Source organism: Pseudomonas sp. UBA5666 (assembly GCF_002420785.1).
GTDB lineage: Bacteria > Pseudomonadota > Gammaproteobacteria > Pseudomonadales > Pseudomonadaceae > Aquipseudomonas > Aquipseudomonas fulva.
The window spans coordinates 22,586-47,890 of the sequence record NZ_DIIQ01000002.1; the positions used below are offsets into that span (position 1 = coordinate 22,586).

The 25,305-nt window shown below is 60.9% G+C and carries 22 protein-coding genes and 2 pseudogenes; 10 read left to right on the top strand and 14 right to left on the bottom strand.

Translation table 11 applies throughout. The features are described from left to right. Window positions 1–65: 65 nt before the first annotated feature. The 3 genes and pseudogenes from B2Y33_RS00295 (at window position 66) to B2Y33_RS00305 (ending at window position 1,485) form a co-directional block, all read left to right on the top strand. Window positions 66–803 (top strand): hypothetical protein, encoded by a 738-nt coding sequence (locus tag B2Y33_RS00295; protein WP_125921859.1) that lies wholly within the window; start codon window positions 66–68, stop codon window positions 801–803. Between the two features lie 118 nt (window positions 804–921). Further along, window positions 922–1,062: pseudogene (locus B2Y33_RS00300) on the top strand (threonine aldolase); the annotation flags it as partial. Window positions 1,063–1,149: 87 nt separating this feature from the next. Further along, the gene (locus B2Y33_RS00305; protein ID WP_027913563.1) at window positions 1,150–1,485 is read left to right on the top strand and encodes a hypothetical protein; all 336 of its coding nucleotides are present in this window, start codon (window positions 1,150–1,152) and stop codon (window positions 1,483–1,485) included. Window positions 1,486–1,664: 179 nt separating this feature from the next. Here the strand turns inward: B2Y33_RS00305 and B2Y33_RS00310 are convergent, their stop codons facing one another. The 3 genes from B2Y33_RS00310 to gbcB all read right to left on the bottom strand — a co-directional run bounded on the left by B2Y33_RS00310 (window position 1,665) and on the right by gbcB (window position 3,497). Continuing rightward, window positions 1,665–1,967 (bottom strand): cell division protein ZapA, encoded by a 303-nt coding sequence (locus B2Y33_RS00310; protein WP_027913562.1) that lies wholly within the window; start codon window positions 1,965–1,967, stop codon window positions 1,665–1,667. Continuing rightward, entirely contained in the window at window positions 1,964–2,194 is a 231-nt protein-coding gene (locus B2Y33_RS00315) for a hypothetical protein (RefSeq protein ID WP_027913561.1), read from the bottom strand. Before B2Y33_RS00315 ends, B2Y33_RS00310 begins: the two co-directional genes overlap by 4 nt. A gap of 202 nt (window positions 2,195–2,396) precedes the next feature. Then, window positions 2,397–3,497 carry a glycine-betaine demethylase subunit GbcB gene (gbcB, locus tag B2Y33_RS00320; protein WP_028686660.1) on the bottom strand — a complete coding sequence of 367 codons (1,101 nt, stop codon included), beginning with the start codon at window positions 3,495–3,497 and terminating at the stop codon, window positions 2,397–2,399. A 294-nt stretch (window positions 3,498–3,791) separates the two neighbouring features. Between gbcB and gbcA the strand changes: the two genes are divergently transcribed. Continuing rightward, window positions 3,792–5,084 carry a glycine-betaine demethylase subunit GbcA gene (gene gbcA, locus B2Y33_RS00325; protein ID WP_028686661.1) on the top strand — a complete coding sequence of 431 codons (1,293 nt, stop codon included), beginning with the start codon at window positions 3,792–3,794 and terminating at the stop codon, window positions 5,082–5,084. A gap of 546 nt (window positions 5,085–5,630) precedes the next feature. Here gbcA and B2Y33_RS00330 read toward each other — a convergent pair. The 7 genes and pseudogenes from B2Y33_RS00330 to B2Y33_RS00360 form a co-directional block, all read right to left on the bottom strand. After that, a pseudogene (locus B2Y33_RS00330) lies at window positions 5,631–5,816 on the bottom strand (RHS repeat-associated core domain-containing protein); the annotation flags it as partial. Between the two features lie 316 nt (window positions 5,817–6,132). After that, window positions 6,133–6,903, bottom strand: a complete 771-nt coding sequence (locus B2Y33_RS00335) for an electron transfer flavoprotein subunit beta (RefSeq protein ID WP_027913558.1) — start codon at window positions 6,901–6,903, stop codon at window positions 6,133–6,135. Between the two features lie 10 nt (window positions 6,904–6,913). Continuing rightward, window positions 6,914–8,146 carry an electron transfer flavoprotein subunit alpha/FixB family protein gene (locus B2Y33_RS00340; RefSeq protein ID WP_110606400.1) on the bottom strand — a complete coding sequence of 411 codons (1,233 nt, stop codon included), beginning with the start codon at window positions 8,144–8,146 and terminating at the stop codon, window positions 6,914–6,916. After that, window positions 8,146–10,101, bottom strand: coding sequence for a dimethylglycine demethylation protein DgcB (dgcB, locus tag B2Y33_RS00345; protein WP_027913556.1), 1,956 nt, complete (start codon window positions 10,099–10,101; stop codon window positions 8,146–8,148). The genes B2Y33_RS00340 and dgcB overlap by 1 nt, the downstream gene beginning before the upstream one ends. A 206-nt stretch (window positions 10,102–10,307) precedes the next feature. Further along, window positions 10,308–12,368, bottom strand: coding sequence for a dimethylglycine demethylation protein DgcA (dgcA, locus tag B2Y33_RS00350; protein ID WP_027913555.1), 2,061 nt, complete (start codon window positions 12,366–12,368; stop codon window positions 10,308–10,310). A gap of 15 nt (window positions 12,369–12,383) precedes the next feature. Further along, complete coding sequence (locus B2Y33_RS00355; RefSeq protein WP_023532428.1) at window positions 12,384–12,914, bottom strand: DUF5943 domain-containing protein; 531 nt, start codon at window positions 12,912–12,914, stop codon at window positions 12,384–12,386. A gap of 76 nt (window positions 12,915–12,990) precedes the next feature. Continuing rightward, window positions 12,991–13,968 (bottom strand): dipeptidase, encoded by a 978-nt coding sequence (locus B2Y33_RS00360; RefSeq protein ID WP_023532386.1) that lies wholly within the window; start codon window positions 13,966–13,968, stop codon window positions 12,991–12,993. Between the two features lie 285 nt (window positions 13,969–14,253). On the opposite strand from B2Y33_RS00360, the gene B2Y33_RS00365 reads away from it, so the two are divergent. Continuing rightward, window positions 14,254–14,655, top strand: coding sequence for a lysozyme inhibitor LprI family protein (locus B2Y33_RS00365; protein WP_140174957.1), 402 nt, complete (start codon window positions 14,254–14,256; stop codon window positions 14,653–14,655). Window positions 14,656–14,743: 88 nt separating this feature from the next. Here the strand turns inward: B2Y33_RS00365 and B2Y33_RS00370 are convergent, their stop codons facing one another. After that, window positions 14,744–15,700: a GlxA family transcriptional regulator gene (locus tag B2Y33_RS00370; protein WP_027913553.1), complete on the bottom strand. Its 957-nt coding sequence runs from the start codon at window positions 15,698–15,700 to the stop codon at window positions 14,744–14,746. A 142-nt stretch (window positions 15,701–15,842) separates the two neighbouring features. Here B2Y33_RS00370 and choX point away from each other — a divergent pair, with 142 nt between their 5' ends. The 4 genes from choX to B2Y33_RS00390 all read left to right on the top strand — a co-directional run bounded on the left by choX (window position 15,843) and on the right by B2Y33_RS00390 (window position 19,271). Then, on the top strand, window positions 15,843–16,787 hold the full coding sequence (gene choX / locus B2Y33_RS00375) for a choline ABC transporter substrate-binding protein (protein WP_028686663.1): 945 nt from the start codon (window positions 15,843–15,845) through the stop codon (window positions 16,785–16,787). 119 nt (window positions 16,788–16,906) lie between these two features. Further along, window positions 16,907–17,791, top strand: a complete 885-nt coding sequence (locus tag B2Y33_RS00380; RefSeq protein ID WP_028686664.1) for a 3-keto-5-aminohexanoate cleavage protein — start codon at window positions 16,907–16,909, stop codon at window positions 17,789–17,791. A gap of 18 nt (window positions 17,792–17,809) precedes the next feature. Continuing rightward, on the top strand, window positions 17,810–18,775 hold the full coding sequence (locus B2Y33_RS00385; RefSeq protein ID WP_027913550.1) for an L-carnitine dehydrogenase: 966 nt from the start codon (window positions 17,810–17,812) through the stop codon (window positions 18,773–18,775). Between the two features lie 10 nt (window positions 18,776–18,785). Next, entirely contained in the window at window positions 18,786–19,271 is a 486-nt protein-coding gene (locus B2Y33_RS00390; protein ID WP_027913549.1) for a thioesterase family protein, read from the top strand. A gap of 174 nt (window positions 19,272–19,445) precedes the next feature. On the opposite strand, the gene B2Y33_RS00395 is transcribed toward B2Y33_RS00390, so the two are convergent. Then, on the bottom strand, window positions 19,446–21,338 hold the full coding sequence (locus tag B2Y33_RS00395) for a reprolysin-like metallopeptidase (RefSeq protein ID WP_140174952.1): 1,893 nt from the start codon (window positions 21,336–21,338) through the stop codon (window positions 19,446–19,448). A gap of 421 nt (window positions 21,339–21,759) precedes the next feature. On the opposite strand from B2Y33_RS00395, the gene B2Y33_RS00400 reads away from it, so the two are divergent. Continuing rightward, a complete protein-coding gene (locus B2Y33_RS00400; protein ID WP_027913547.1) occupies window positions 21,760–22,017 on the top strand; it encodes a hypothetical protein in 258 nt (85 codons plus the stop codon). A gap of 94 nt (window positions 22,018–22,111) precedes the next feature. Here the strand turns inward: B2Y33_RS00400 and B2Y33_RS00405 are convergent, their stop codons facing one another. Next, the gene (locus tag B2Y33_RS00405) at window positions 22,112–23,218 is read right to left on the bottom strand and encodes a GlxA family transcriptional regulator (protein WP_023532694.1); all 1,107 of its coding nucleotides are present in this window, start codon (window positions 23,216–23,218) and stop codon (window positions 22,112–22,114) included. Between the two features lie 444 nt (window positions 23,219–23,662). Beyond that, entirely contained in the window at window positions 23,663–25,039 is a 1,377-nt protein-coding gene (locus tag B2Y33_RS00410) for an L-serine ammonia-lyase (protein ID WP_206405126.1), read from the bottom strand. Window positions 25,040–25,305: the final 266 nt, after the last annotated feature.

Genomic DNA, 25,305 nt, shown 5'->3' on the forward strand with positions numbered 1-25,305 from the left:
TTTGCCAGTTGGGCGTGGTGCACCGCCTGAGTACCTTGGGCCCTCTAGTCCTAAGAGTATCCGCCATGAAATCTCTGAACGCACCTGATCGCCCATACAGCTCTGTACCAGTGGATCCGGAAAAACTGTTGCAAGCTAGCTTCGGCAGCATTTTTCCGGAACCTGCCTTGAATCACCGCGTCTGGGTACGCTACATCGAGTTGGATGAAGCATCGGACACTGCGGTTCTTAGTGTGCAAGCGCAAAACGTCGACGATGGCTCGACCCAGTTCTATACCGCGCAAGTTACCCGCCAGCAAGCCATAGACTGGAGCGGCCCACTCGATATAGTCATTGTCGATGGTAGTTACCACCATATCGAGCAAAAGCTCGTAACCAACAACCCTAAAGCCACTGCTCTTAAAACGTTGCCATGCCCCACGGATGCTCTCGTGCTCGGCGAGAAACACCAGGCGGCCCTGTATGCACCCAAAGGTACGGTGATCATGCTGCCAAGCACGTGGGAGACGGTTCATCACAGGACGCTGTATCACCTGGCAGACGGCACGCGTAAGTTCATCGTGAACCTTGGCGGTGACCGGCACCTGGAATACCCAGTCGATACCAGTGCTGGCCCGCTCGGTGTACCCGGCGATTTCATGGCGTTTGAGGGCAGTGGTTACGTGAGCCTGATCGTTGGTCGCTTATCGGAGAGGGAACTCATTAGAGACGACTCGAAACCGTTGATGCTCCTGGGCCTGGGCAAAGGGCAGTGGTTACGTGAGCCTGATCGTTGGTCGCTTATCGGAGGGGGAACTCATTAGAGACGACTCGAAACCGTTGATGCTCCTGGGCCCGGGCAAAGTGCAGGGCGTTGTAAACCCCGATTGAGCACGCGGCGCTAGGTGACTGCTGCACCAGCGGCCGTGGGCCGCTGGTGAAGTGAACGCGTCATCCGGCAAAGCCTGGCGCTTCTACACCTTCATCGGCAGCGGCGATGCGCGGCTCATGTGTTCCTGGGACACCGAGCAAGAACGTGTGCGTGAGCTGGCGGCAGACATCCAGGCCATCGCTGGCACCTGATACTTCTGCCAGTTTCTCTCTGCCGGACAGGACGATAGGCTGCTTACACCTGGCCGGGTAACCACTCTTGTGACATGGAGAAACGCGATGAACGAAAAAAATCAGGCAGTGCTCAGCGAAGCTGATGTTGCCAAGTGCATCAAGGTTGGCGACCGGATCAATGGCCAGGTCGTCACGGAGAAGGTGTGGACCCGCGACACCCCGGGGAACCTTACCGTTCACGTCATCTATAACAGTGACATCGCAGAGCGGGTGGAAGTACTCGATCCCGATATACTTTTCACCGTGCGTGAAGGCCTGGTGAGTTCAGGCGAGGTGTACGAAAAAAAACGTGTGGAAACACAGTACACCAAGTCTGATTCGGGTTGGACTGTCCAGGAAGTTCATTACGACCTGTTCGACGTGCTGAGTCTTAAGACTTGATAATCCAGATGCCGCCTCCTGCTCCGGACTGAGCGAAAGCAGGGCGCTTGGTGTGGTTGCCAGTGAAGCCATTGCTTTGCAAGCAGGACCACCTACACCTTCAGTCATTCAATGACTGGAGAAAACGTGAAGCGTGGGGGCGGGATTAGCCGCTCCCACGTAGCTTGGCCAACGGCCTGTCACTGCTCGGCGATGGTCCGAACGATCGCATCCACCGTGGCGTCGATCTGTGCCTGGGTCCGGGCAAGGGTCCGCTGATGTTCCTTCTGCAGTTCGACCTGCTTTGAGCACAGGTTCAAGGCTGCCAGTACCAGCAGCTTGTCGCCGATCAGGGTCGGATACGATCGCTTGGTCTCGGCCAGGGCAGTGTTCAACATACGCACCGCGTGGGCCAAGGTCTCTTCCTGGCCTTCGGGCGCCTTGATCGAATAGTCGTTGCCCAGGATCGACACGACATTGACCGGCTGCGCTTGCAGGCTCATGCGTTGACGACACCCGCGCTGGCACGGTCGACCAACGCCTGGATACGGGCGGCGGTGGCGCCGTTCTTTTCTTCCTGCTCCATCAACGACAGCTGCAGGGTTTCGTTCTCTTCGTTTGCCTGGGCCAGTTGCTGGCCGAGGACGTTGTTTTGCTCGGTGAGTTGAGCGTTCTTTTGCATCAGGTCGCTGACCAGTTGCTCGAGTTGATTCAGGGAAGCTTCAAGCATGGGTCTATCTCAGGTTGTTGCGAGGGGCGCACACGATAAAGAAAACCGTTGCCCATCGCCATTAAATATCGGATTCACAAGGGTTGTGCCCCGCACATTGACAGGGTAACCCCCCTCTTGTTCCGACCTGAGTCAACCATCGGTCAGTCAAAGACGTGGGGCTGCACCGCAGCCCCCGACAGATCCAAGCTGTGCCCTGGATTCAATAATCGATGCGCACATCCCCTTTCGGTACGCTGCAACATGACAGGATGTAGCCTTCGGCCTCGTCTTCCTCGGTGATGCCGCCGTTGTGTTCCATCTCCACTTCGCCGCCCAGCTTCAACACCTTGCAGGTACCGCAGATCCCCATGCCGCAGGCTTTAGGGATCATCAGCCCGACTTTCGCCGCCGCTGCGTGCACGGTTTCGCCCGGCGCGATGCGAATGCTTTTGTCACTGCCGATGAACTCGACCAGGTTGAGGTCGGCTGCGTCCACTTCCGGCGCATCGGCGGCCGCTTCGGCATGTTCCACTGCATCGGCCTTGGCTTCGGCTGGCGTCGCCCCGAACGACTCCTCGTGGTAATTGCTCATGTCGAAGCCGACCGCTTCGAGCATGCGCTTGACCGCCGTCATATAGGGGGTCGGGCCGCAGCAGAACACCACGCGTTCCATGTAGTCCGGCGCAATCAGCTCCATCAGCCGCTGGTTCAGGTAGCCACGGTAGCCCGCCCAGGGTTCGCCCAGGCCATGCTTCTCGCAGATGATGTGCAGGCCGAAATTGGGCACGCGGGACGCCATCTGCTCCAGTTCGCGATGGTAGATGATGTCCTTGGGTGAACGGGCGCTGTGTACGAACACCATGTCGACATTGGCGTTGGTGTCATAGAACCAGCGGGCCATCGACATGACCGGTGTGATGCCCACGCCGCCAGACAGGTACAGCACCTTGGCGCCGGGGAAGTCGATGGCGTTGAACAGCCCCACAGGTCCGTGCACCGGCAGCTCGGCACCTTCGTGCATGGTGTCATGCAGGAAGTTGGACACCAGCCCGCCGGGTACGCGCTTGACTGTGATGGAGAAGCTGTAGGGCACCGAAGGCGAGCTGGATATGGTGTAGGAACGCATGACCGGCTTGCCTTCGATTTCCAGCTCCAGGGTCACGAATTGCCCAGGCTTGAAGAAGAACATGATCGGCTGGTCTGCCATGAAGCAGAAGGTGCGCACGTCCCAGGTCTCCTGGATGACCTTGACGCAGCGCACGATGTGGCGGCCGTTGGCCCAGGTCTGGGTAGTGACCGGATTGAGGAAGGTTTCGGACATGTTCATCTCCAGCAGCCGACAGTTGGCCTTTTTATGGCTCGGATGATGCTCAAGCTTGCGACCTTGAACATTCCTGCCAGCGACATCGGCGTACTTATCGCGACCAGCCCCGCACGACAAGGGTTGCGGCGTCGTAATTCAAATCGGCCATGTCGCCCATGGATACGGTTCACGCCGCCTTCGCACGCACACTCCACCGCAAAACAACACGCTGTTCATGGTTAACAGCCTTGCGGCACCACAACAACGATTAGCCACCTTTTGCCGGCCGCGCACGGCCCCGAGGAATACACGATGGACGTCACCGCAACCCTGAGCCTGGGCGATCCACTGGAACCTGCACGCAAGGCGACCGCCGAGATGCTGCAAAACCGCGAGCGCACCTACTCGCTGCCCCAGCCTTTCTACACCGACGAGCGTCTGTTCCAGATCGACATGCAGGAGATTTTCCACAAGGAGTGGCTGATCGCTGGCATGACCTGCGAGATCCCGGCGAAAGGCAATTACCTCACGCTGCAGATCGGCAAGAACCCGATCATTGTCGTGCGCGGCACCGAGGGCAAGGTGCATGCGTTTCACAACGTCTGCCGTCACCGCGGCTCGCGCCTGTGCGTCAGCGAAAAAGGCAAGGTGGCCAAGCTGGTGTGCCCTTACCACCAGTGGACCTACGAGCTGGACGGCCGCCTGCTGTTCGCCGGCACCGAGATGGGCGCTGACTTCGACATGAACCAGTACGGCCTGAAGCCTGTGAACGTGAAGGTCGCTGGCGGTTACATCTTCATCAGCCTGGCGGAAAACCCGCCAGCCATCGACGAGTTCCTGGCCACCCTGGACCACTACATGGAACCGTACGACATGGAAAACGCCAAGGTGGCGGTGCAGACCACCTTGATGGAAAAGGCCAACTGGAAGCTGGTGCTGGAGAACAACCGCGAGTGCTACCACTGCAATGGCTCGCACCCGGAACTGTTGCAGACCCTGCTGGAGTGGGACGACACCAACGACCCGCGCGCCAGCCAGGAATTCAAGGACCACGTGGCCGCCTCTGCTGCCGCCTGGGAGGCCGAGAAGATCCCGTACCTGCACAAGAGCCATGGCCTGCGTAACCGTATCGTACGCATGCCGCTGCTCAAGGGCACGGTTTCGATGACCATGGATGGCAAGCAGGCCTGCAAGAAGTTGATGGGCCGCATCAAGAACCCGGACCTGGGGTCGATGCGCATCCTGCACCTGCCGCACTCCTGGAACCACTGCATGGGCGATCACATGATCGTGTTCACCGTATGGCCGATCAGTGCCCAGGAAACCATGGTCACCACCAAGTGGCTGGTGCACAAGGATGCCGTCGAAGGCGTTGACTACAACCCAGAAAACATGCGCAAGGTATGGGACGCCACCAACGACCAGGACCGCCGCCTGGCCGAAGAGAACCAACGTGGCATCAACTCCACGGCGTACCAGCCTGGTCCTTACTCCAAGACGTATGAGTTTGGGGTGGTGAACTTCATCGACTGGTACAGCGGGCGCTTGCTGAACAACCTGGGGGCGGAGCCTGCGCCGTATCTGAAGGAAGTGCAGGCACAGTAACTGGCTAGAAGCCGGGATAGCGGCAACTGTCGCTATCCTTTCTTCAAGCCGGCATTAAGTAGATCTTATAGTTGCAGTCTGAGTCCGCATCCTTTCCGAGGAGCCAGGGTCTGCAGAGTGCCTGCGTCTCCCTGAAGCCCTGTCAGGGGCACTCACCGATCGCTCGACCAACGGCAGGTTAACGAGTTCGGGCACGTTTAGTCGCCACGGTTTCGCTTGAGCCAGCTTCCATGCTTCATAGGTAGAGGTGCCCAGCGACACTATCGTCAGCGCTGCAAGCGCCCAGGTTTGCCATTTGCTGTCCGGGTCGACCGCTCTGGTCACCCCAATGGTCAACCCCGCCGTACCCGATAGGGCACTGATACTCGATAACACCCACTCAGCCCGCTTTGGCTTGGGTATCAGCGGTTGAAGAGCTTCCACGGCAGTTTGGGAAGCCGAATTGATCCGTTTATGGAAAGACCTGAAACGTAGGCCGCTGATAAAGACGCCCATGAGGTTGGTGAAGATGCTCAGGACTGGCAGCACATATTCCTCTGGCTTTTGCCCAGTAGGGTCGCTGTGGTTGACTGGATCACCCACGCAGTAGGCATAGGCATTCAAGCCGCCGTTACCGAATGGGCTCAATATGTCGGGTGAATGGAAGCGCATGAGCGATGGCTTGTAGTGCCGGTGTCCATTCCCCAGCGGGTAGCTGAACGTCAGCGGATCGCGCAACTCTCCACAAAAGGCAAGGCTTGGCTCCGAGAGCTCGTTCCCAGTGCCATAGGGCGAATAAGCCCGACGACCTTGGCGCCCGGTGTCTGATACGGGATGTCGTCGGTTGGCGCTGTAGAGAAAGGTCGGCATGATTCCCCGAACTCGCGTGGCATGCGTGCAGGATAGACGGGCATGCAGCGCTGGGGTACTGGCAAAAATGACAGGTCTTGCACGGCGCGCGTCACCCGCTGTGCTCGCCGGTGGAAGCGGGCTTGCCCGCGATCACCGGCACAGCCGATGCCAGCCGCTGCGCGGGATGCCTGGCGGGTTCAGTCGCCAGGCATGCCCATCAGCGCAGTACGCCTTCCTCGACCAATAGTTTCACAATGGCCTCGGCACCTTCCTGTGGCGTGACGTCCTTCAACACTTTGCCCCCGCCCCCGCTGGCCTTGGCCGTGGCGGCCTTCATGCGGTCGGCGCCGCTTTTGGCCTTGATAACCTTCAGCCGTTTGGGCCGTGGGCGGGCCGGTTGCAGGGCCTCTTCGCCCAGCAGTTCATCGTCCACCACCTGTACGTCCTGCGCCGCCAGCACACCACGGCGCGCTGGTCCGAAGGCACTTTGACGCGGCTTGGGCGCGGCGTTATCCACCGTCGCCACCATGGGCAGGCGTACCTTCAAACGCCGGCGCTGACCGCGCGGTAACGCCTGCAACACCTGGGCAGTACCGTTCTCGATGGATTCCACCTCTGCCAGCCCCACCACCAGCGGCCAGCCCAGTTTTTCAGCGAGCAGGAACGGCAGCATGCCCGACCCCTCCCCCGTCTCGGCCTGGCTGCCGGTAAGCACCAGTTGCGCACCGGCACCGCGCAGGTAATCGCCCAGCACCCCCAGCACATCGGCGCCGGCGGGTTGCTCGAGCACATCAAGGTGTTCCAGGCCCATGCCCAGGTAACCGCGCAAAGCCTCCTCACGGGGATCCCCTGCATGCACGACTTGCAGGTCCTCGCCGGCCAGTTGCAGACCCAACTCGACCGCCCGTGAGTCCTGCTCGGCGCGCCGCGCGCGACCGGAGCTTGGGTGCGCACCGATCGAAACCAGGCTGATGACTTTCGTACTCATGCTCGTGCCCTTATGCCGCGTCACGCTGGGCGCCGTTGCGGAACTGCTCCACAGCGTCGATCAGTGCCTGAAGAATCGCCGCGCTGTCGCCAATCACCGACAGGTCGGCGCGTTTGATCATGTCGCAACCGGGGTCCATGTTGATCGCCACCACCTTGTCGCAGGCACCGATGCCCTGCAGGTGCTGGATAGCGCCAGAGATACCCACCGCCATGTATACACGAGCCGTTACCCACGTCCCCGTAGCGCCGACTTGACGATCACGCGGCATGTGGCCATCGTCCACCGCCACCCGCGATGCACCTTGGGTCGCGCCCAATGCGGTGGTCGCCTTGTGAAACAGGGCCCAGTCCTTGACACCGTTGCCACCGGATACAATGAACTCGGCTTCGGCCATGGCGATCTTGGCCGGGTCGACGGCCACCGAGCCCAGGTCCTCGATGCGCGAGATACTGCGCGCCACACTGCCGGACAGCTCGACCGGCAAGGCCTCGTGACGGGTTTCGCTCACAGGCTCTGCACATTCGGCCGCAGCCAGGATCAGGCGTGGCAGCACGCGTTGCATGTCTTGCTGCCCCGCACCGGCGCGGCCGATGCACTGGCCGTCCTTGACCTGCCAGACACGCGTTGCCGGTCGCTCGCCCAGCGCAGCACCGAGGCGTCGGCCGAGCTCGCCACCGCCGGAACGGCTGTCTGGCAGCAGCCAGTGACGCGGGGTGAACTGGTTATCGACAGCGCGCAGGCCCTGCACCAACTGCTCCGGTGCATACCCTTGGTACGCCTCGCCTTCGATGACCAGCAAGCGGTCCACGCCTGCGGCGGCAAAGTTGGTTTCCTTGTGCTCGCCGAACACGATGGCCAGTACCGCGCCGTCGCTGCCCGCCAACCCATGGGCCAGGCCCAGCAGGTCGCGGTCGTGGCTACCCAGGCGCCCGCCGATCATGTCCGGTACCACGGCAATGTAGAACGCAGGCTCTGCCACCTGGTGCAGCGGCAACTGCACTTCGGCCGCAGCGCTACGCCGTGCGCCACCGCTGGTGCCCTGCTGGCCCCCCGAGCGGTCGATACGCTTGAGGCCGTTGGGGCCGATGAAGCCAGCCGCACTGGCATGGGGGTTCTTGCGCATGAGGCCGTTGGGCCCCATCCAGCTGGTTTGTTGCGTCTGCATGGCCGCATGCAGCGGATGCAGACGGTTACGGGCGATCCACTCGGCGCGAGGGTCGCGGCGGATGATGTCGCTCATCAATGCACCTCCGCAGGTTCACGTTTGGATTTCGCAGGTTTGGCAGCCGCTGGCTGGGCCTCTTCCTCGATCAGCACATCGGCCACCAGTTCGGCCAAATCCTTGATCAGCGGCCGTGGCTCTACCACCCCTTCGAGCATGGCCGTGCACTGCGGGCAGCCCACGGCGACCACTTCGGCTTCGGTGGTGCGGATGTCGTCCATGCGCATGTCGGGAATACGCTGTTTGCCCGGGATGTCGGTGATCGGCGCACCGCCGCCACCGCCACAGCAGCGTGAGCGAAAGCCCGAGCGCTCCATTTCGCGAACTTCGATGCCCAGTGCGCGAAGCACCTCGCGAGGCGCCTCGTACTCGCCGTTGTAGCGGCCCAGGTAGCACGGGTCGTGGTAGGTGACGCTGCCGCCCTTGTGCTGCCCCAGGTTGAGCTTGTTGGCACCGATCAGCTCGGCAATGTAGGTGCTGTGGTGCTGCACCTGGTAGTTGCCACCCAGCGCACCGTATTCATTCTTGAGCACATGGAAGCTGTGCGGGTCGCAGGTAACGATGCGTTGGAACGTGTATTTGGCCAGGGTCTGAATGTTGCGCTTGGCCAATTGCTGGAACGTGGCTTCATCACCCAGACGGCGCGCCACGTCACCACTGTCGCGCTCCTCCAGGCCAAGCACGGCGAAATCGACGCCAGAGGCCTTGAGCACCTTGACGAACGCGCGCAGCGTGCGCTGGTTGCGCATGTCGAAGGCGCCATCACCCACCCAGAACAGCACGTCGGTACGTTTGACGTCCGCCAGCAGTTTGAGGTTGAGGTCAGCCGCCCAGTTCATGCGCCCGCCCGGGGCGAAACCGCCCGGGTTGTCGGTGGCGATCAGGTTGTCCAGCACCTCGGCGCCCTTGTTCGGGGTGGCGCCTTTTTCAAGCGTCAGGTGACGGCGCATGTCGACGATGGCATCGACATGCTCGATCATCATCGGGCACTCTTCCACACACGCGCGGCAGGTGGTGCAGGACCACAGTGTCTCGGCATCGACCAGCCCATTGACGATAGGCTGGTGGGGGTGGCCGCCGTGCTCACCCAACGGCTTGCCAGGATAGGGGCTGCCAGCGAACTTGGCATCGGTGCCGCCCGCCAGGCCGATGACCATGTCCTGAATGAGTTTTTTCGGGTTCAACGGCTGCCCGGCGGCAAAGGCCGGGCACATGGCCTCGCACTTGCCGCACTGCACGCAGGCGTCAAAGCCCAGCAGTTGGTTCCAGGTGAAGTCCACTGGCTTTTCAACGCCAAGCGGCGCACGGGGGTCTTCCAGGTCCAGCGGCTTGAGGCCAGTGGAGCGCCCGCCACCGAAACGCTCGGCGCGCCGGTGCCAGGCCAGGTGCAGGGCACCGGCGAAGGCGTGCTTCATGGGCCCGCCCCAGGTCATGCCGAAGAAAAGCTCCGACACGCCCCACAGCACGCCCAGGCCCAGAATCCCGACCATCACCCAGCCGCCCGTGTTGGCCGGCAGAATACCGGCCACGGGCAAGGTGGCGATGAAGAAGCTGGCAGCAAATACCAGCAGGCTCTTGGGCAGGCGCATCCAAGGGCCCTTGGACAGGCGCGAAGGCGGGTTCAGGCGGCGCTTGAAGACGAAGATGGCGCCGGTGAACATGATCACCGTGGCCAGCAGCAAGGCGTAGCCCAGGATCTTGCTCTGCAGGCCGAAACCATGCACCAGGATCGCCAGCAGCGCCGACAGCACGAAGCCGCCAGCGGTGGCCACGTGGGTATTGGACATGTACTTGTCGCGCTCGACCACGTGGTGCAGGTCCACCAGGTAGCGGCGCGGCATGGCCAGCAGACCGCCGATCAGGTCCACCTTGGAGGGTCGGCCTCGGCGCCACATGTTCACACGGCGCAGCGCACCGAGCACGGCAAGCCCGAGCGCGGCGAACAGCAGGATGGGTAGAAGGGTGTTCAACATGGGAAGCTCCCACAACAGCTAGATTCTTGCGCCACCCCGAAGGCCAGCGCGGGCCCCTGCGGGAGCGGCCTGGTGCTGCGAAAGGGCTATGAAGCGGCCCCAGCATCCGTGGTACTGATCAAATGCTGGGGCCGCTTCACGACCCTTTCGCGGCACAAGGCCGCTCCTACAGGGGGGCCAGTCCCGCTTTCAGAAAGGCGGTGCGATCAGAAGTCCTTGCACAGACGCAAGGCATCGTAGATCGCCGCATGCACGTTACGCTGGGCCACACAGTCGCCGATGCGGTACAGCAGGTAGCCTTCGCCTGGCTGGCTCAAGATCGGCTGTGGCTTGATGGCGAACAGCGCCTCCACGTCGATCTGGCCCTTGTTGCGCGAACCGTCCTTGAGGGCGTAGTACAGCTGCTCGTCCGGACGCACACCGTTCTCCACCACCACCTGATCGACCACCCGCTCTTCCTTGGCGCCGGTGTACTCGTTCTCCAACACAGCGACCAGCTTGTCGCCCTCGCGGTAGACTTTCTCCAGCATCATGTCCCCGGTCATGATCACTTCCTTGGGGTACATGCTGCGGTAGTAGGTCGGGAAGGTGGTGCCGCCCATGGCGACACCCGGCTTGATGTCGTCGGTGACGATCTCGACCTGGCTACCCTTGTCGGCAATGAAGTCGGCCACCGACATGCCGGTGAACTCGCAGATGGTGTCGTACACCAGCACGTTCTTGCCCGGCGCGACCTTGCCATCGAGCACGTCCCAGCTGCTGACCACCAGCCCTTCGGCCGCACCCCAGTGTTCGTTCTGCTCCAGGAACGAATGCCCGCCCACAGCCAGCACGATGATGTCCGGGCGCAGATCCTGAATGGTGTCTACATCGGCCGCGGTCCCCAGGCGCAGGTCCACCTTCAGGCGGGCCAACTCCAATTGGTACCAGCGGGTAATACCAGCAATCTGGTCACGTTGCGGCGCCTTGGCCGCGATGGTGATCTGACCGCCGATCTGGTCGCGTTTTTCGAACAGGGTCACATCGTGGCCACGCTCGGCGGCCACGCGCGCCGCCTCCATGCCTGCAGGGCCGGCACCGACGATGACGACCTTGCGCTTGGCGCCGGTGGTCTTCTCGATGATGTGCGGCACACCCATGTACTCACGCGAGGTCGCGGCGTTCTGGATGCACAGCACGTCCAGGCCTTGGTACTGGCGGTCGATGCAGTAGTTGGCGCCGACGCACTGCTTGATCTGGTCGATCTGGCCCATCTTGATCTTGGCGATCAGGTGGGGGTCGGCCATGTGTGCACGGGTCATGCCGACCATGTCCACATAACCACCTTCGAGAATCCGGGTGGCCTGGTTCGGGTCCTTGATGTTCTGCGCGTGCAGGACCGGGACCTTGACCACTTCCTTGATGCCCGCTGCCAGGTGCAGGAACGGCTCTGGCGGGTAGCTCATGTTCGGGATGACGTTGGCCAGGGTGTTGTGGGTATCGCAACCCGAGCCCACTACCCCGATGAAGTCGAGCATGCCGGTGCCATCGTAATAGGCAGCGATCTGCTTCATGTCTTCGTGGCTGAGGCCATCGGGGTGGAACTCGTCGCCGCAGATCCGCATGCCCACGCAGAAGTCGTCGCCCACTTCGGCACGCACGGCCTTGAGCACTTCCAGGCCGAACTTCATGCGGCCTTCGAAGCTGCCGCCCCACTCGTCGGTACGCTTGTTGACGCGCGGGCTCCAGAACTGGTCGATCATGTGCTGGTGCACCGCCGACAGCTCGACGCCATCGAGGCCACCTTCCTTGGCGCGGCGGGCTGCCTGCGCGTAGTTGCCGATCACACGCCAGATCTCTTCCACCTCGATGGTCTTGCAGGTGGCACGGTGCACCGGTTCGCGGATGCCCGAGGGCGACATCAGGGTCGGCCAGTTGAAACCATCCCAGCGCGAGCGACGCCCCATGTGGGTAATCTGAATCATGATCTTGGCGCCATGCTTGTGCATGGCGTCGGCCAGGTTCTGGAAGTGCGGAATGATACGGTCGGTGGACAGGTTGACCGACGACCACCATTCCTGCGGGCTGTCGATGGCCACCACGGACGAGCCGCCGCAGATGGCCAGGCCGATGCCGCCCTTGGCCTTTTCTTCGTAATACTTCACATAGCGGTCGGTCGTCATGCCGCCGTCAGTGGCGTAGACCTCGGCGTGCGCGGTGCTGAGCACGCGGTTGCGGACGGTCAGTTTGCCGATCTGGATCGGCTGGAACATTGCTTCGAATGCCATGACGCTATCTCCGGCTTACAACGGCTTCGTTACGAACAGGCCATCTTCGTGGCCTTCTTCCGACCCACCGTACACCTGCTCGGCAACGGTGCGGATCGAGCTGCCGCGGGCAGCGAGAATCTGGTCCATGGCACCGGCGAACCAGCCAGTGAACATGTAGTCGACCTTGCGGCCGCACTTGCCATAGACGTAGACGAAGGCCGAGTGCTTGAGCTTGACGCTGCACGTGCCCTTGTCCAGGTCGATGTCCTGGATCTCGAACAGCCCCCAGCCACGCTGGCTCAGGCGCTTCATGTAGTGCTCGAAGACCGCGACCCCTTCCAGGCCATGGCACTCGGCTTCTTTCTCGCACCAGTGCCACGCCGACTTGTAGCCCGCCTTGTAGAGAATGTCGGCGTACTTGTCGGCGCCCAGGACTTCTTCGATGCCCATGTGGTTGTTGACGAAGAAATGGCGTGGCACGTACAGCATCGGCAAGGCGTCGCTGGTCCAGACACCGGTCTCGCTGTCGACTTCGATTGGCAATTGCGGGGCGATCTTGGCCATGGAAACTCAACTCCAGAAAAAATTTTTATTGGGTAGCCCCGGCGTTGCTGGCAGGGGCTCGAAGCTTGAGAGCGGCTTATTCGCCCCAGACGTCTTTCAATACGTTGACCCAGTTCTCGCCCATGATCTTGCGAACCACGCGCTCGGAGTGGCCACGCTTGAGCAAGGTTTCGGTGAGGTTGGGGAACTCGCCCACGGTGCGAATGCCCAGCGGGTTGATGATCTTGCCGAAGTTGGTCAGGCGACGGGCGTAGCCCTTGTCGTGGGTGAGGTATTCGAAGAATTCCTTGCCGTGACCCTGGGTGAAGTCGGTGCCGATGCCGATGGCATCTTCACCTACGATGTTCATGGTGTACTCGATGGCCTCGGCATAGTCGTCGATGGTCGAGTCGATACCCTTGGCCAGGAACGGTGCAAACATGGTCACGCCAACGAAACCACCGTGGTCGGCGATGAACTTCAGTTCTTCATCGGACTTGTTGCGCGGGTGCTCTTTAAGGCCCGATGGCAGGCAGTGGGAGTAGCACACCGGCTTTTTCGATTCGAGGATGACTTCCTCGGAGGTTTTGGAGCCGACGTGGGACAAGTCGCACATGATGCCGACGCGATTCATTTCGGCAACGATTTCGCGACCAAAGCCCGACAGGCCGCCGTCACGCTCGTAGCAGCCAGTGCCTACCAGGTTCTGGGTGTTGTAACACATCTGCACGATGCCCACGCCCAGCTGCTTGAACACCTCCACATAACCGATCTGGTCTTCGAAGGCATGGGCGTTCTGGAAGCCGAAGAGGATACCGGTCTTGCCCAGTTCCTTGGCCTTGCGAATGTCGGCCGTGGTGCGCACGGGCATCACCAGGTCGCTGTTCTCGCGGATCAGTTTCTGGCTTGCAGCGATCTGGTCGACGGTTGCCTTGAAACCTTCCCAAACCGACACGGTGCAGTTGGCGGCGGTAAGGCCTCCTTTGCGCATATCTTCGAACAGCTCGCGGTTCCACTTGGCGATGATCAGGCCATCGATGACGATGCTGTCGGCGTGTAATTCGGCTGGGCTCATCAGGCGTCCCCTTTTATTGAATGGGCTGGCGCCAAACCTTGTGCCGGCGCTTTGGGGCCAGCATATGCCTGTGCCCCGAGGCGCCCCGATGCAAAAACGACAGGGGGTTTGCCGAAAGCGTCAATGCGCGACAAGCCGGCCTCTGGCGCGGCCTGCGGCGATGAGACACAGTCTCGATAACGACCATCGAGGGCCCTTTGATGAACAATCTGCCCAGGTGATACCGTACGCGCCGAGAGTGCGCGAGAATCGTCAGGATTCGTCAGCCGGTGGAGGAAACAACGAATGAAAGCGATGGCAGGGATGGTACTGCTGGCCGTGGTGGCCGCAGCCCAGGCCGGTGAGGAAGAAAATACCCCGTGCGACAACGTCGAGACCGAGGCGCAAGCCCACGCCTGCGCAGCGTTCAACAAGCAAGCCTCCGAACGGGAGCTGAAATCGGCCTATGACGAACTTCTCCAGCGCGTTCATGACGCGTTCGACGACAAAGGCAGCGTTGCAGCAACAATGATCGAGCACTTGAAGCAGGCTCAGGGGCTGTGGACGCAGCTTCGCGATGCCGATTGCAAGGTGGAAACCCTCACCCTGCCAACCAACGGCAAAGCTTACCAGGCCGCCTGGGACACCTGCGTGGCGCAACGCACCGATGACCGGTCCGAGTACCTGCAATCGATTCTGCAACAGTAGCGCGAGACTGCCTGGTCAGGAAAAGTTTGCGGCTTATTCATCGCACCAACCTCAAGCTCCAACGTGTGGGCAACGACATTTTGCAGGGCTAATTCGGCGGTGACGGCTTCACGACCCTTCGCTCCTCGCGCGGGCAGCGCCCGAAACGGCGCTTGTAACGTCGGGTGAAGTACGACGGCAGTTCAAAACCGCATGCCACGCTGACCTGGGTGATCGTCATCTGGGTTTGGCGCAACAACTGGCAAGCCTTGTCCAGGCGCAGGCCGAGGTAAAAGCCGCTGGGGGTGTCGTTGAGGTGCAACCTGAACAGGCGCTCCATCTGGCGACGGGTGATCATCGCGCGCGCGGCCAGTTCCGTTGTGCCAAGGGGGTGTTCGGTGTGCTTTTCCATCTCACCGATCACCTGCACCAGCTTGCGGTTGCTGATGCCATAGCGTGCAGCGATCTGCATGCGTTGATGATCTTGGCGCGGTCGAATACGGCTCAACACGAACTGCTCGGAAACCTGCACGGCGAGCTCGGCGCCATGGGCCTGGGCAATCAGATCGAGCATCAAGTCGATTGAAGCGGTGCCGCCCGCACAGGTAATGCGTTGCCGGTCAATTTCGAACAGCTCCTGGGTGGCCTGCAGGCTGGGGTAGTTTTCCCTGAACGCATCCAGCGCCTCCCAGTGTACGGTCGCACGATGGCCATCGAGCAAGCCTGCCTCGGCCAGCACCACAGCACCCGTATCGATCCCGCCTAGCATGCCACCCTCGTGAGCCAGGCGTCGCAGGCTTTGCTGGAGCTTGGGGGCGTAGCAGCGCAGGGGTTCGAAGCCTGCCACGATCAGCAACGTACCGCAGGGCGTTTGCGCACCCAGCGCTGCGTCGGCATTGACCGACATGCCATTGCTGGCGTTCACGGCGCTCCCATCCAGGCTCAACACCTGCCAGTGGTACGCCTGGGCTTTGAACCTATTGGCCACGCGCAGGGGCTCCAGGGCACTGATGAACCCCATGGCCGAGAAACCGGGCAATAACAGGAAGTGGATGATCTGCGCCATGGCGTGCTCCAGAGAACAGGTCGCCTGCGTGCAAATGTTGGTCGCCGGCGTGCGATTTTCAATAGTGCCACCAGCGTAGCGTGTTCACACGGTCCGCAGAGACCGCCACCATAACAATCTGTACTGCCGATGGAGAGCCACCATGCACAGCTTGATCCGCCGCAGCCTGTTGACCTTGGCCCTGACCAGCCTTGTTACCCCCTCGCTTTACGCAGCCGATGCCGCTGCCTGCAAGAATGTCCGTCTGGGCGTGGTCAACTGGACCGATGTGATCGCGACAAGCGCCATCGCTCAGGCATTGTTCGATGGCCTGGGTTACACCACCAAGCAAACCAGCGCGTCGCAGCAGATCATCTTCGCTGGCATTCGCGACAAACGCCTGGACATGTTCCTGGGGTACTGGAACCCGATTATGACCCAGACCATCACTCCCTTCATCGAGGCCGGGCAGGTCAAAGTCATGGACAAAGCCAGCCTCGAAGACGCCCGGGCCACGTTGGCAGTGCCCAGGTACCTGGCGGACAAGGGGCTGCGCACCTTCGCCGACATACACAAATTCGAGAAGGAACTGGGCGGCAAGCTCTATGGCATCGAGCCGGGTTCCGGTGCCAACACCCAGATAAAGGCCATGATCGCCAAGAACCAGTTCGGCCTGGGCAAGTTCCAGCTGGTCGAGTCCAGCGAAGCGGGCATGCTGGCCGCCGTGGACCGCGCAGTACGGCGCAAGGAAGCCGTGGTGTTCTTCGGCTGGACCCCACACCCCATGAACGTGAACATCGACATGGTTTACCTCGGCGATAGCCAGGATGCGCTCGGCCCTGACGAAGGTCGCGCGACGGTGTGGACCGTAACCGCGCCCGATTACGCAGCGCGCTGCCCCAATGCCAACCGCCTGCTGGCCAATCTGAGCTTCAGTGCCGAAGACGAGAGCCGCATGATGCAGCCACTGCTCGACCACAAGGACGCGCTGGAATCGGCGCGCCAATGGCTCAAGGATCACCCCGAGGACAAGGCCCGCTGGCTTGAGGGGGTGACCACCTTCGATGGCAAGCCGGCCGCCGACAACCTCAAGCTTACCGCCAACTGATACCGCCCCATCACCAACAAGCCGGCCCCTACAGCTCCCTGCACACCGAGGTTCGTCCAGGACCTTGCAGGGGCCGGCTTGCCGGCGAAAAGCCCACAACAGATCGCACAGGATCCCTTATGAACCACGACGTCATCATCACGTGTGCCCTGACCGGCGCCGGCGACACCGCCTCGAAAAGCCATCTGGTCCCAGTCACACCCAAGCAGATCGCCGCAGCGGCCGTGGAAGCCGCCAAGGCCGGCGCCACCGTGGTGCACTGCCATGTACGCGACCCGCAGACAGGGCGCTTCAGCCGTGATGTGGCCCTGTACCGCGAAGTCATGGAGCGTATTCGCGAAGCCGACGTGGACATCATCGTAAACCTCACCGCCGGCATGGGCGGCGACCTGGAAATCGGGCCCGATGAAAACCCCATGGCATTCGGGCAGGGCACTGACCTGATCGGCCCGCTCGAACGCCTGGCCCACGTCGAGGCGTTGTTACCGGAAATCTGCACCCTGGACTGCGGCACTCTCAACTTCGGTGACGGCAATTCCATCTACGTTTCCACGCCCGCGCAACTACGCGCCGGTGCCCGGCGCATCACGGAACTGGGGGTCAAGGCAGAGCTGGAAATCTTCGATACCGGCCACCTGTGGTTCGCCAAGCAAATGATCAAAGAGGGCCTGCTCGACAACCCCTTGTTCCAGCTGTGCCTGGGAATCCCGTGGGGCGCACCCGCTGATACCACCACCATGAAAGCCATGGTCGACAACCTGCCCGCCAATGCGACCTGGGCCGGGTTTGGCATCGGCCGCATGCAGATGCCCATGGCCGCACAGGCCGTGTTGCTCGGCGGCAACGTGCGGGTCGGCCTGGAAGACAACCTGTACCTGGACCGTGGCGTACTGGCCAGCAACGGCCAGTTGGTCGAGCGCGCGGTAGAGATCATTTCACGCCTGGGCGCCCGTGTGCTGAGCCCCGCCGAAGGCCGGGCAAAGATGAACCTGAACCGTCGCTGATCGCTTCTGGAGACCCGCATGAACTTCATCACTGACATCAAGACATTCGCGGCATTAGGCAGCGGCGTGATCGGCAGCGGCTGGGTTGCACGCGCCCTTGCCCACGGGCTGGACGTGATCGCCTGGGACCCGGCGCCAGGCGCCGAACAGGCCCTGCGCAAACGTATCGCCAACGCTTGGCCTGCCTTGGAGAAACAGGGCCTTGCGCCGGGCGCGTCACAAGCCCGACTGGCCTTTGTCGACACCGTTGAAGCGTGCGTGCGCGACGCCGATTTCATCCAGGAAAGCGCGCCTGAGCGGTTGGACCTGAAACTCGACCTGCATGCACGGATCAGCGCCGCAGCCAAACCCGATGCGATCATTGCCAGCAGCACGTCGGGCTTGTTGCCCAGCGAGTTCTACGCCTCGGCCTTCCACCCTGAGCGCTGTGTGGTGGGGCATCCTTTCAACCCGGTGTACCTGCTGCCGTTGGTCGAGATCGTCGGCGGCATGCGGACCGCGCCGCAGGCCGTCGAGGCGGCCAGCACCGTCTATACCGCCCTTGGCATGCGCCCGCTGCACGTACGCAAGGAAGTCCCCGGTTTCATCGCCGACCGTTTGCTCGAAGCGCTGTGGCGCGAGGCGCTGCACCTGGTCAACGACGGAGTCGCCACCACCGGTGAAATCGACGACGCCATCCGCTTTGGCGCGGGCCTGCGCTGGTCGTTCATGGGCACCTTCCTGACCTATACCCTGGCGGGGGGCGATGCCGGCATGCGCCACTTCATGTCGCAATTCGGGCCGGCATTGAAGCTGCCGTGGACCTACCTTCCGGCGCCTGAGCTGACCGACAAGCTGATCGACGATGTGGTGGAAGGTACGTCGCAGCAATTGGGTGATCGCAGCATCGCCGCGCTGGAACGCTACCGGGATGACTCACTGCTGGCGGTGCTGGAAGCGGTAAAGATCAGCAAAGCCAGACACGGCATGCCGTTCAGCGAATGAGGAGAGCACGATGCCTGCACTGATCACCTATCGCACCCCAGTCAAAGCAGACTGGGTCGACTACAACGGGCATCTGCGCGATGCCTTCTATCTGTTGATCTTCAGCTATGCCACCGATGCGCTGATGGAGCAGATCGGGCTGGATGCCGACAGCCGTGGACGGAACGGTCATTCGCTGTTTACCCTGGAGGCGCACATTAACTACCTGCAGGAGGTAAAACTCGATACTGAGGTATGGGTGCAGACCCAAATCATCGGCTTTGATCAAAAACGTCTGCATGTTTATCACAGTCTGCATCGGCACGGTCTTGAAGAAATCTTGGCTGCGAGCGAACAACTGTTACTGCACGTGGACATAGCAGGTCCGAGGTCGACACCTTTTAGTTCACGAACACTGCAAGGCCTGGAGCGGGTGACCGCACAGCAACGAGACGTACACAAGCCTGAGCACGTGGGCAAAACCATCCAGTTACCAAATGGCAACAATGCCCAATGACGCATGAAGGGCTGGCATAGGCCATGCCGCGGCGAGGCGGCAGGCCGTGCCAGAAACGGGCTTTTCCTGCTACAGCGCGTAAACCTGAGTATCCATCAAGCCTTTGCCTGCTAAACGCACACAACCCTAACGGTTGGGCATTAATGCAGCGTTACGCAGGGTGCCATTGAATGGTCATTTGGGTACGATGCTCTTCTGAAACCGGTGGACATTTCCATTCATATAACTACCAGATTGAGTTCTTTTAAGAGTGGGTGGAATACCCCGCGTAGAGTCGAAATTGGCGATATCAAATCTTCCTCTTACCTCTCCTTCGAAGCACAACGTACGGGTGCGGTCTTGGTTAAAAAAACACCATTTATAATTGGTGGTGATCACGTCTTGACTAAAGACCCGTGCAGATCGCGCCAAGCCTCCGCCCTTTACACAACCTGGCAGATCAGCAATGAGATGATTGGCCAAATACGTGCTGAACCCACAAATCGGTTTTTTGAAGTCAGCTGCTGCGAACAGGAGCACCCCGTGACTCCCGTACAGCGCATCAACAACTTGGCCTGCCAGCGCTCCCCCCTTGAATGTACGGACAAATCCTTGAGGCACATTGGTACTATCTATATCGACCACAACGAACTCTCGGGGAGATGACGCCCCTCCGCGATAACAGACATGCCGATCACCGGGTCCATTGTAGAAACATAATTTCTCTCCCCCCTCATACCCCCGTACCTTGAAAGAGCGTACCGCCTGGCCTGAACATTGGCTCGCAACGTTGACTGGGCTGGTGAGTCGAATACTCACTGGGCACGAACTGCCCTGGAGATTGGTTCCACTGTAGAGGGTGAGCTCGACACCCCGGAAGGGATCATAGGTATTCTCAACACGCTCTCGGTTTTCATTAATTGTGCGTGCCACATCGTGGTGTGCCATCGTTCCTATAGGCACGCCCTGATAAGAAAGCCTAGGGTTAGAAAAATAAGGTATGGACCCCCATGTGGTTACCATACGTGTGTGGAATGTCGGATTGTCACGTTTATAACCGTGATGGTAACCCCCCGATGACCCGTTCCACCCATGGCCAGCTCCCAGCACGTGCCCCATCTCGTGAGCGAAGGCGTCAACTGCACCGACGATGAGATACCCGCCGGTAGCGGCTTCACCACCTGTACCCGGATAGGAGGTGTAAAGGGTGACCACATCGGCAGAGAAATAGTCGCGCCAGCGGCTCACCTGATTATTCAGGTCACGCCCCGGTGTTCTGAAATCTTTGAATTGCTCAACCCCGGTCTTGTCGCCCTCTGCGTAGTCTAGCTCTATGAACCCCGCGATGCTGACGGTGACCGGGACCTGTGAGTTAATCATCACCTGGTTGGCATCCTGGACTACCCTGGCTATGGTCGCGCGATAACTCGGATTCTTGGCACGTTGTTCATTGGTTGCGAAAAACAGCACGCGGATCGTGCTGGAGGCAGCGCGCGGGGCCTTGCCAGCAACAGCATATTGCTGGAGGTGCTCCAGATCAGTTGCCTGTTCAAAAGGCCGCTTGGCTTCGTCGACTTTGACCACTACATGCTGCCCGGCCCCAACATAGTGCAAATCATAAGACACGCCCTCAATGTGAATAGCGCCCGCCAGCTGCTCGCCGTCTCGCACTATCGAGATCCAGGTCAATGGGTTGAAATCAATGTCCGTGTCCGCGTTCTTCTCTAACTCAGCCACTGAGTCCCCCACCCAACCCACCATGCCCGGGGCGGGCGGATCGCTGCGCCGCAACCGAAATGTAATGGCCTTCCCTTGCGCCAACCGCACACTTAACGTTTTGGTGGCTTCGTTGATCAATGAAGCATCCACATCCACCCACTGCACCTCCTCTGTGGCGGGATCTTTCAGCACGTCATTCAATAAGCGATACGTCCGCTTGCTCTGTTTGAGGGCCTGCATGTTTTTTGACTTAGCCATGTCAAAAAGCGGCTGAGCGGAAGAGGCGTCCACCTGTCGATCTGGTGCAGGCAGCCCTGAACACGCCGTTAAAAACAACACCATCGAAATAAACCAGGCTCTGCATTTCATCGCTCACGCTCCAAAGGCACTTGAAGCCTAATTACTGCCTGGTTTCTAGTCTCGGTAAACTGGCAAATTTATCAGGCCTGAAGATACGCCTGAACGAACGTCTAGGCCTAGGGTGCGGTTAGTTTTGTATCAGCACGCCTGCGCTGTGCGAGGCAAGAAACAAAAAAACCCCGGAAAGCCGTGAGCGTCCGGGGCCAAGAGCGAGCAACATCCACTGTGCACGAGTGAGGGTGACCAAACCCTCCGCTTCGGTAGATGACTAGAGTGTGCGCAGTTCCTGGGCAGCGGATTTAGCCGGAAACGACCTGTTCATAGCCAAAGCAGCCACCCCGCCCTTTCGAGGTTGCGAGCATGACGGCGGCGTCACAGAATCGGTCGTGATCACTGCAGCACTCTCTATGCGATAAAAGGGACAACAGCCATGATGCATGCCGATTTGATTGATCAAGACGACCTGGCGGGCCACCTGCGAGCACGCGGGTTCGAGATTCCGGCCGGTGCCAGTGCCGAGCAGGCATGTGAGGCCGTGGTACGCGGGCTCACCGAACCAAACGCGCGGGCGCTCAAGGGGATGGTCGAGCAGATGTACGCGGGCAGCGCCACCTTGTTACCGGCCGTGCGGCAGGCGATTGATAAACAGCTGCTGCCAGCCTTGGCGCAATTCAATAACCGCACCTGAGCAAACGCTGCGATGCAGGCGTGATCGTCGGCAAGCCGGCCCCTACAGGGGCCGCGCCATGCCGGCGAGTGGGTTGAGACGCCGCCCCGGACCCTTAGAGCCTCACACTGGCAAACGTCGACTCATTACGCGCCTGACTCAATGCCGCCATGGGACCGCTGTGGGGCGACAGGGTGATGGCTTGTGGAATCGGCATCATCGCCACCTGCTGGGTCGTATTGGAGCCAACACGCTCGTCGCGCGGTGGAATGCCGAAGTACTCGCGGTAACACTTGGAGAAGTGTGGCGTGGACACGAAGCCGCAGACCGACGCCACCTCGATGATCGACATCGGCGTCTGCTTGAGCAGCTGACGTGCGCGTATCAGACGCAGCTTGAGGTAGTAGCGCGAAGGCGAACAGTGCAGGTACTTCTGGAAAAGACGCTCAAGCTGCCGACGCGACACCGATACGTAGACGGCGAGCTCGTCCAGGTCGATCGGCTCCTCGAGGTTGGCTTCCATCAGCGCGACGATTTCCTGCAGCTTCGGCTGGTTGGTGCCCAGCATGTGCTTGAGCGGTACGCGCTGGTGATCCTGCTCGTTACGGATGCGCTCGTAGACGAACATCTCGGAAATGGCCGCCGACAATTCCCGACCATGATCGCGGCTGATCAAGTGCAACATCATGTCCAACGGCGCAGTGCCGCCAGAGCTGGTGAAGCGGTTGCGGTCGAGGGTGAACAGGCGGGTGCTCATGTTGACCCGTGGGTAGGCCTCCTGCATGGCCGCCAGGCACTCCCAGTGCACGCTGCAATCGAAGCCGTCGAGCAAGCCGGCACAGGCCAGTGCCCAGCTGCCGGTGCACACCGCTCCAAGGCGGCGCGATTGGCGAGCCTGGGCTTGCAGCCAGGTCACGTGCTCACGTGTCACGGTACGCTGGATACCCACACCGCCACAGACGATGACCGTGTCCATGGGGGGTGCGCTGTGCATGGCGGCATCGGGGGTGATCTGCAGGCCGTCACTGGCCCAGACCTGGCCGCCATCGACGGTCAGGGTATGCCAGCGGTACAGCTCACGGCCGGACAGCTGGTTGGCCATGCGCAGGGGCTCGACCGCCGACGCCAGGGAAATGAGCGTGAAATTGTCCAGGAGAAGAAACCCGATGGACTGGGGGGTTGTGCGGTTCTGGGTTGGATTCCCGGAGGTGTACGACGTCATCGCGATTTCTCCTCACACAAATGCAGGGTGTGCCTCAGGCGGGCACTGATTTCTTGTTATTGCCCCAGGGTCGTCCACGGGGCTTGGTTGTCTATCACTACGCAAACGCCGTGCCTGAAATTGAACAGCTATCCGAAAAAACCTGAAAACGACCTACTCAGTGATCAAAATCAGGACTTTCCTACAAGTCTGTTACAGCGCTCAAACAGGCGTTCTAGGCGGTATGCGTGTAACCCCTGAGCACTTTGGTGACATACAGTCCCCAAGTTGCCCAGAAACGACACTCTTGAGTGTCACCGACAATGCCTGCACCGATCACGACATCCGACTGACGGTAGGCATCGTCTTGCACGTTTTAAGGTCACGAGGTGGTGCTTTGCACCGTTATGATGAGCGCAGTGCCAACGATTACGCGCCGATGACACTGCAGATCGAAGAAGTGCCTCAGCACTCGATGGCGCTGACGGCAAGGCCGCCGCGCGAGGTTTCCTTGTACTTGTCGTGCATGTCGGCACCTGTATCACGCATGGTGCGGATCACCTGGTCGAGGGAGATGAAATGCTCGCCATCACCGCGCAACGCCATCTGCACGGCGTTGATGGCCTTCACCGCAGCAATCGCATTGCGCTCGATGCAGGGCACCTGCACCAAACCACCTACCGGGTCGCAGGTCAGGCCCAAATTGTGTTCCAAGGCAATTTCGGCTGCGTTTTCAACCTGGGGCGGGGTAGCACCCAGTACTTGGGCAAGCCCTGCCGCGGCCATGGCACATGCCGAGCCTACCTCACCCTGACAGCCCACTTCGGCACCTGAGATCGAGGCGTTCTTCTTGCACAGGATGCCCACGGCGGCGGCTGCGAGGAAGAAATCGACCACGCTGGACTCGTCCACCTCGTCGCTGAACCGCATGTAGTAGTGCAGCACCGCCGGAATGATGCCGGCCGCGCCGTTGGTAGGCGCGGTGACCATGCGCCCGCCTGCGGCGTTCTCTTCGTTCACGGCCAAGGCGAACAAGTTGACCCACTCCATGGCGCTCATGGTCGAGCCGATCACGTTGGGCTTGCCGATCTCCTGCAGGCTGCGGTGCAGCTTGGCAGCACGGCGGCGCACGTTCAGCCCGCCCGGAAGCGTGCCTTCGTACCTGAGCCCATTGTTGACGCACTCCTGCATGGCATCCCAAAGCGTGTGCAGGCCGGCGCGAATCTCCGCCTCGCTGCGCCAGACCCGTTCATTGGCCATCATCAATTGCGACACGCTTAGGTCGTTTTGCTTGCACAGGCGCAACAGTTCAGCCGCGCTGTTGAAATCGTAAGGCAGCACGGTCTGGTCGGCGTCCAGCACGCCACTGGCGGCCTGGGCGGCATCGACCACGAAGCCACCGCCGACCGAGTAGTAGGTATCGCGGTGAATTTCGCCATGCTCGCCTTCTGCCACAAGGGTCATGGCGTTCGGGTGGTATGGCAGGTTCTCCTCGAGCAGCAGCATGTCACGGGCCCAGATGAAGTCGATGGGCAGGCGGTTATCGAGCTTGAGCACCTGGGTTTCACGCAGGTCGGCAATACGCGGGACGATCTGGGTGGGGTCGATGGCGTCTGGCCATTCGCCCATCAGCCCCATGATGGTGGCGTTGTCGGTCCCATGGCCGATACCGGTAGCCGACAGCGAACCATACAGGCGCACCTCGATCCGCTTTACCTGTTCCAGCTCGCCGCGCTCACGCAGCCCTTGGACGAACAGGGCACCGGCACGCATGGGGCCGACGGTGTGCGAGCTGGAAGGCCCGACACCGATCTTGAACAGGTCGAACACGCTGATGGCCATTGTCGAATCACCTCTTGCTGGGCTTGTCTGTGCGCGCAATGCGCAGGGCGGGGCAGCTGCTAGGCTGAACTGCAGGCCGCCTTCAATGCACGCATCATCGGGCTTTTGCCACCCTGCTCGCCGTCTGCAACCGACGTAGTCTTGTCCAGCCGCGCCGCCTGTTTTGCAGGCCCAGCGCGCCGCTTTCCGGCGCCTTGGTGACGCAAAAAAGCGGCAGGATGGGCAGAAGAATCCATAAGCGACATTGCCCATACTGGATGCGACCC

Bases quoted from the DNA above. Each gene is read 5' to 3' on its own strand.
- B2Y33_RS00310 (WP_027913562.1), bottom strand. From the start codon at position 1,967: ATGAGCCTGCAAGCGCAGCCGGTCAATGTCGTGTCGATCCTGGGCAAC.
- B2Y33_RS00305 (WP_027913563.1), top strand. From the start codon at position 1,150: ATGAACGAAAAAAATCAGGCAGTGCTCAGCGAAGCTGATGTTGCCAAG.
- B2Y33_RS00365 (WP_140174957.1), top strand. From the start codon at position 14,254: ATGAAAGCGATGGCAGGGATGGTACTGCTGGCCGTGGTGGCCGCAGCC.
- B2Y33_RS00405 (WP_023532694.1), bottom strand. From the start codon at position 23,218: ATGACGTCGTACACCTCCGGGAATCCAACCCAGAACCGCACAACCCCC.
- B2Y33_RS00370 (WP_027913553.1), bottom strand. From the start codon at position 15,700: ATGGCGCAGATCATCCACTTCCTGTTATTGCCCGGTTTCTCGGCCATG.
- B2Y33_RS00380 (WP_028686664.1), top strand. From the start codon at position 16,907: ATGAACCACGACGTCATCATCACGTGTGCCCTGACCGGCGCCGGCGAC.
- dgcA (WP_027913555.1), bottom strand. From the start codon at position 12,368: ATGGCATTCGAAGCAATGTTCCAGCCGATCCAGATCGGCAAACTGACC.
- B2Y33_RS00410 (WP_206405126.1), bottom strand. From the start codon at position 25,039: ATGGCCATCAGCGTGTTCGACCTGTTCAAGATCGGTGTCGGGCCTTCC.
- B2Y33_RS00390 (WP_027913549.1), top strand. From the start codon at position 18,786: ATGCCTGCACTGATCACCTATCGCACCCCAGTCAAAGCAGACTGGGTC.
- choX (WP_028686663.1), top strand. From the start codon at position 15,843: ATGCACAGCTTGATCCGCCGCAGCCTGTTGACCTTGGCCCTGACCAGC.
- gbcA (WP_028686661.1), top strand. From the start codon at position 3,792: ATGGACGTCACCGCAACCCTGAGCCTGGGCGATCCACTGGAACCTGCA.
- B2Y33_RS00400 (WP_027913547.1), top strand. From the start codon at position 21,760: ATGATGCATGCCGATTTGATTGATCAAGACGACCTGGCGGGCCACCTG.
- B2Y33_RS00315 (WP_027913561.1), bottom strand. From the start codon at position 2,194: ATGCTTGAAGCTTCCCTGAATCAACTCGAGCAACTGGTCAGCGACCTG.
- B2Y33_RS00395 (WP_140174952.1), bottom strand. From the start codon at position 21,338: ATGAAATGCAGAGCCTGGTTTATTTCGATGGTGTTGTTTTTAACGGCG.
- B2Y33_RS00360 (WP_023532386.1), bottom strand. From the start codon at position 13,968: ATGAGCCCAGCCGAATTACACGCCGACAGCATCGTCATCGATGGCCTG.
- B2Y33_RS00295 (WP_125921859.1), top strand. From the start codon at position 66: ATGAAATCTCTGAACGCACCTGATCGCCCATACAGCTCTGTACCAGTG.
- B2Y33_RS00385 (WP_027913550.1), top strand. From the start codon at position 17,810: ATGAACTTCATCACTGACATCAAGACATTCGCGGCATTAGGCAGCGGC.
- dgcB (WP_027913556.1), bottom strand. From the start codon at position 10,101: ATGTTGAACACCCTTCTACCCATCCTGCTGTTCGCCGCGCTCGGGCTT.
- B2Y33_RS00355 (WP_023532428.1), bottom strand. From the start codon at position 12,914: ATGGCCAAGATCGCCCCGCAATTGCCAATCGAAGTCGACAGCGAGACC.
- B2Y33_RS00335 (WP_027913558.1), bottom strand. From the start codon at position 6,903: ATGAGTACGAAAGTCATCAGCCTGGTTTCGATCGGTGCGCACCCAAGC.
- gbcB (WP_028686660.1), bottom strand. From the start codon at position 3,497: ATGTCCGAAACCTTCCTCAATCCGGTCACTACCCAGACCTGGGCCAAC.
- B2Y33_RS00340 (WP_110606400.1), bottom strand. From the start codon at position 8,146: ATGAGCGACATCATCCGCCGCGACCCTCGCGCCGAGTGGATCGCCCGT.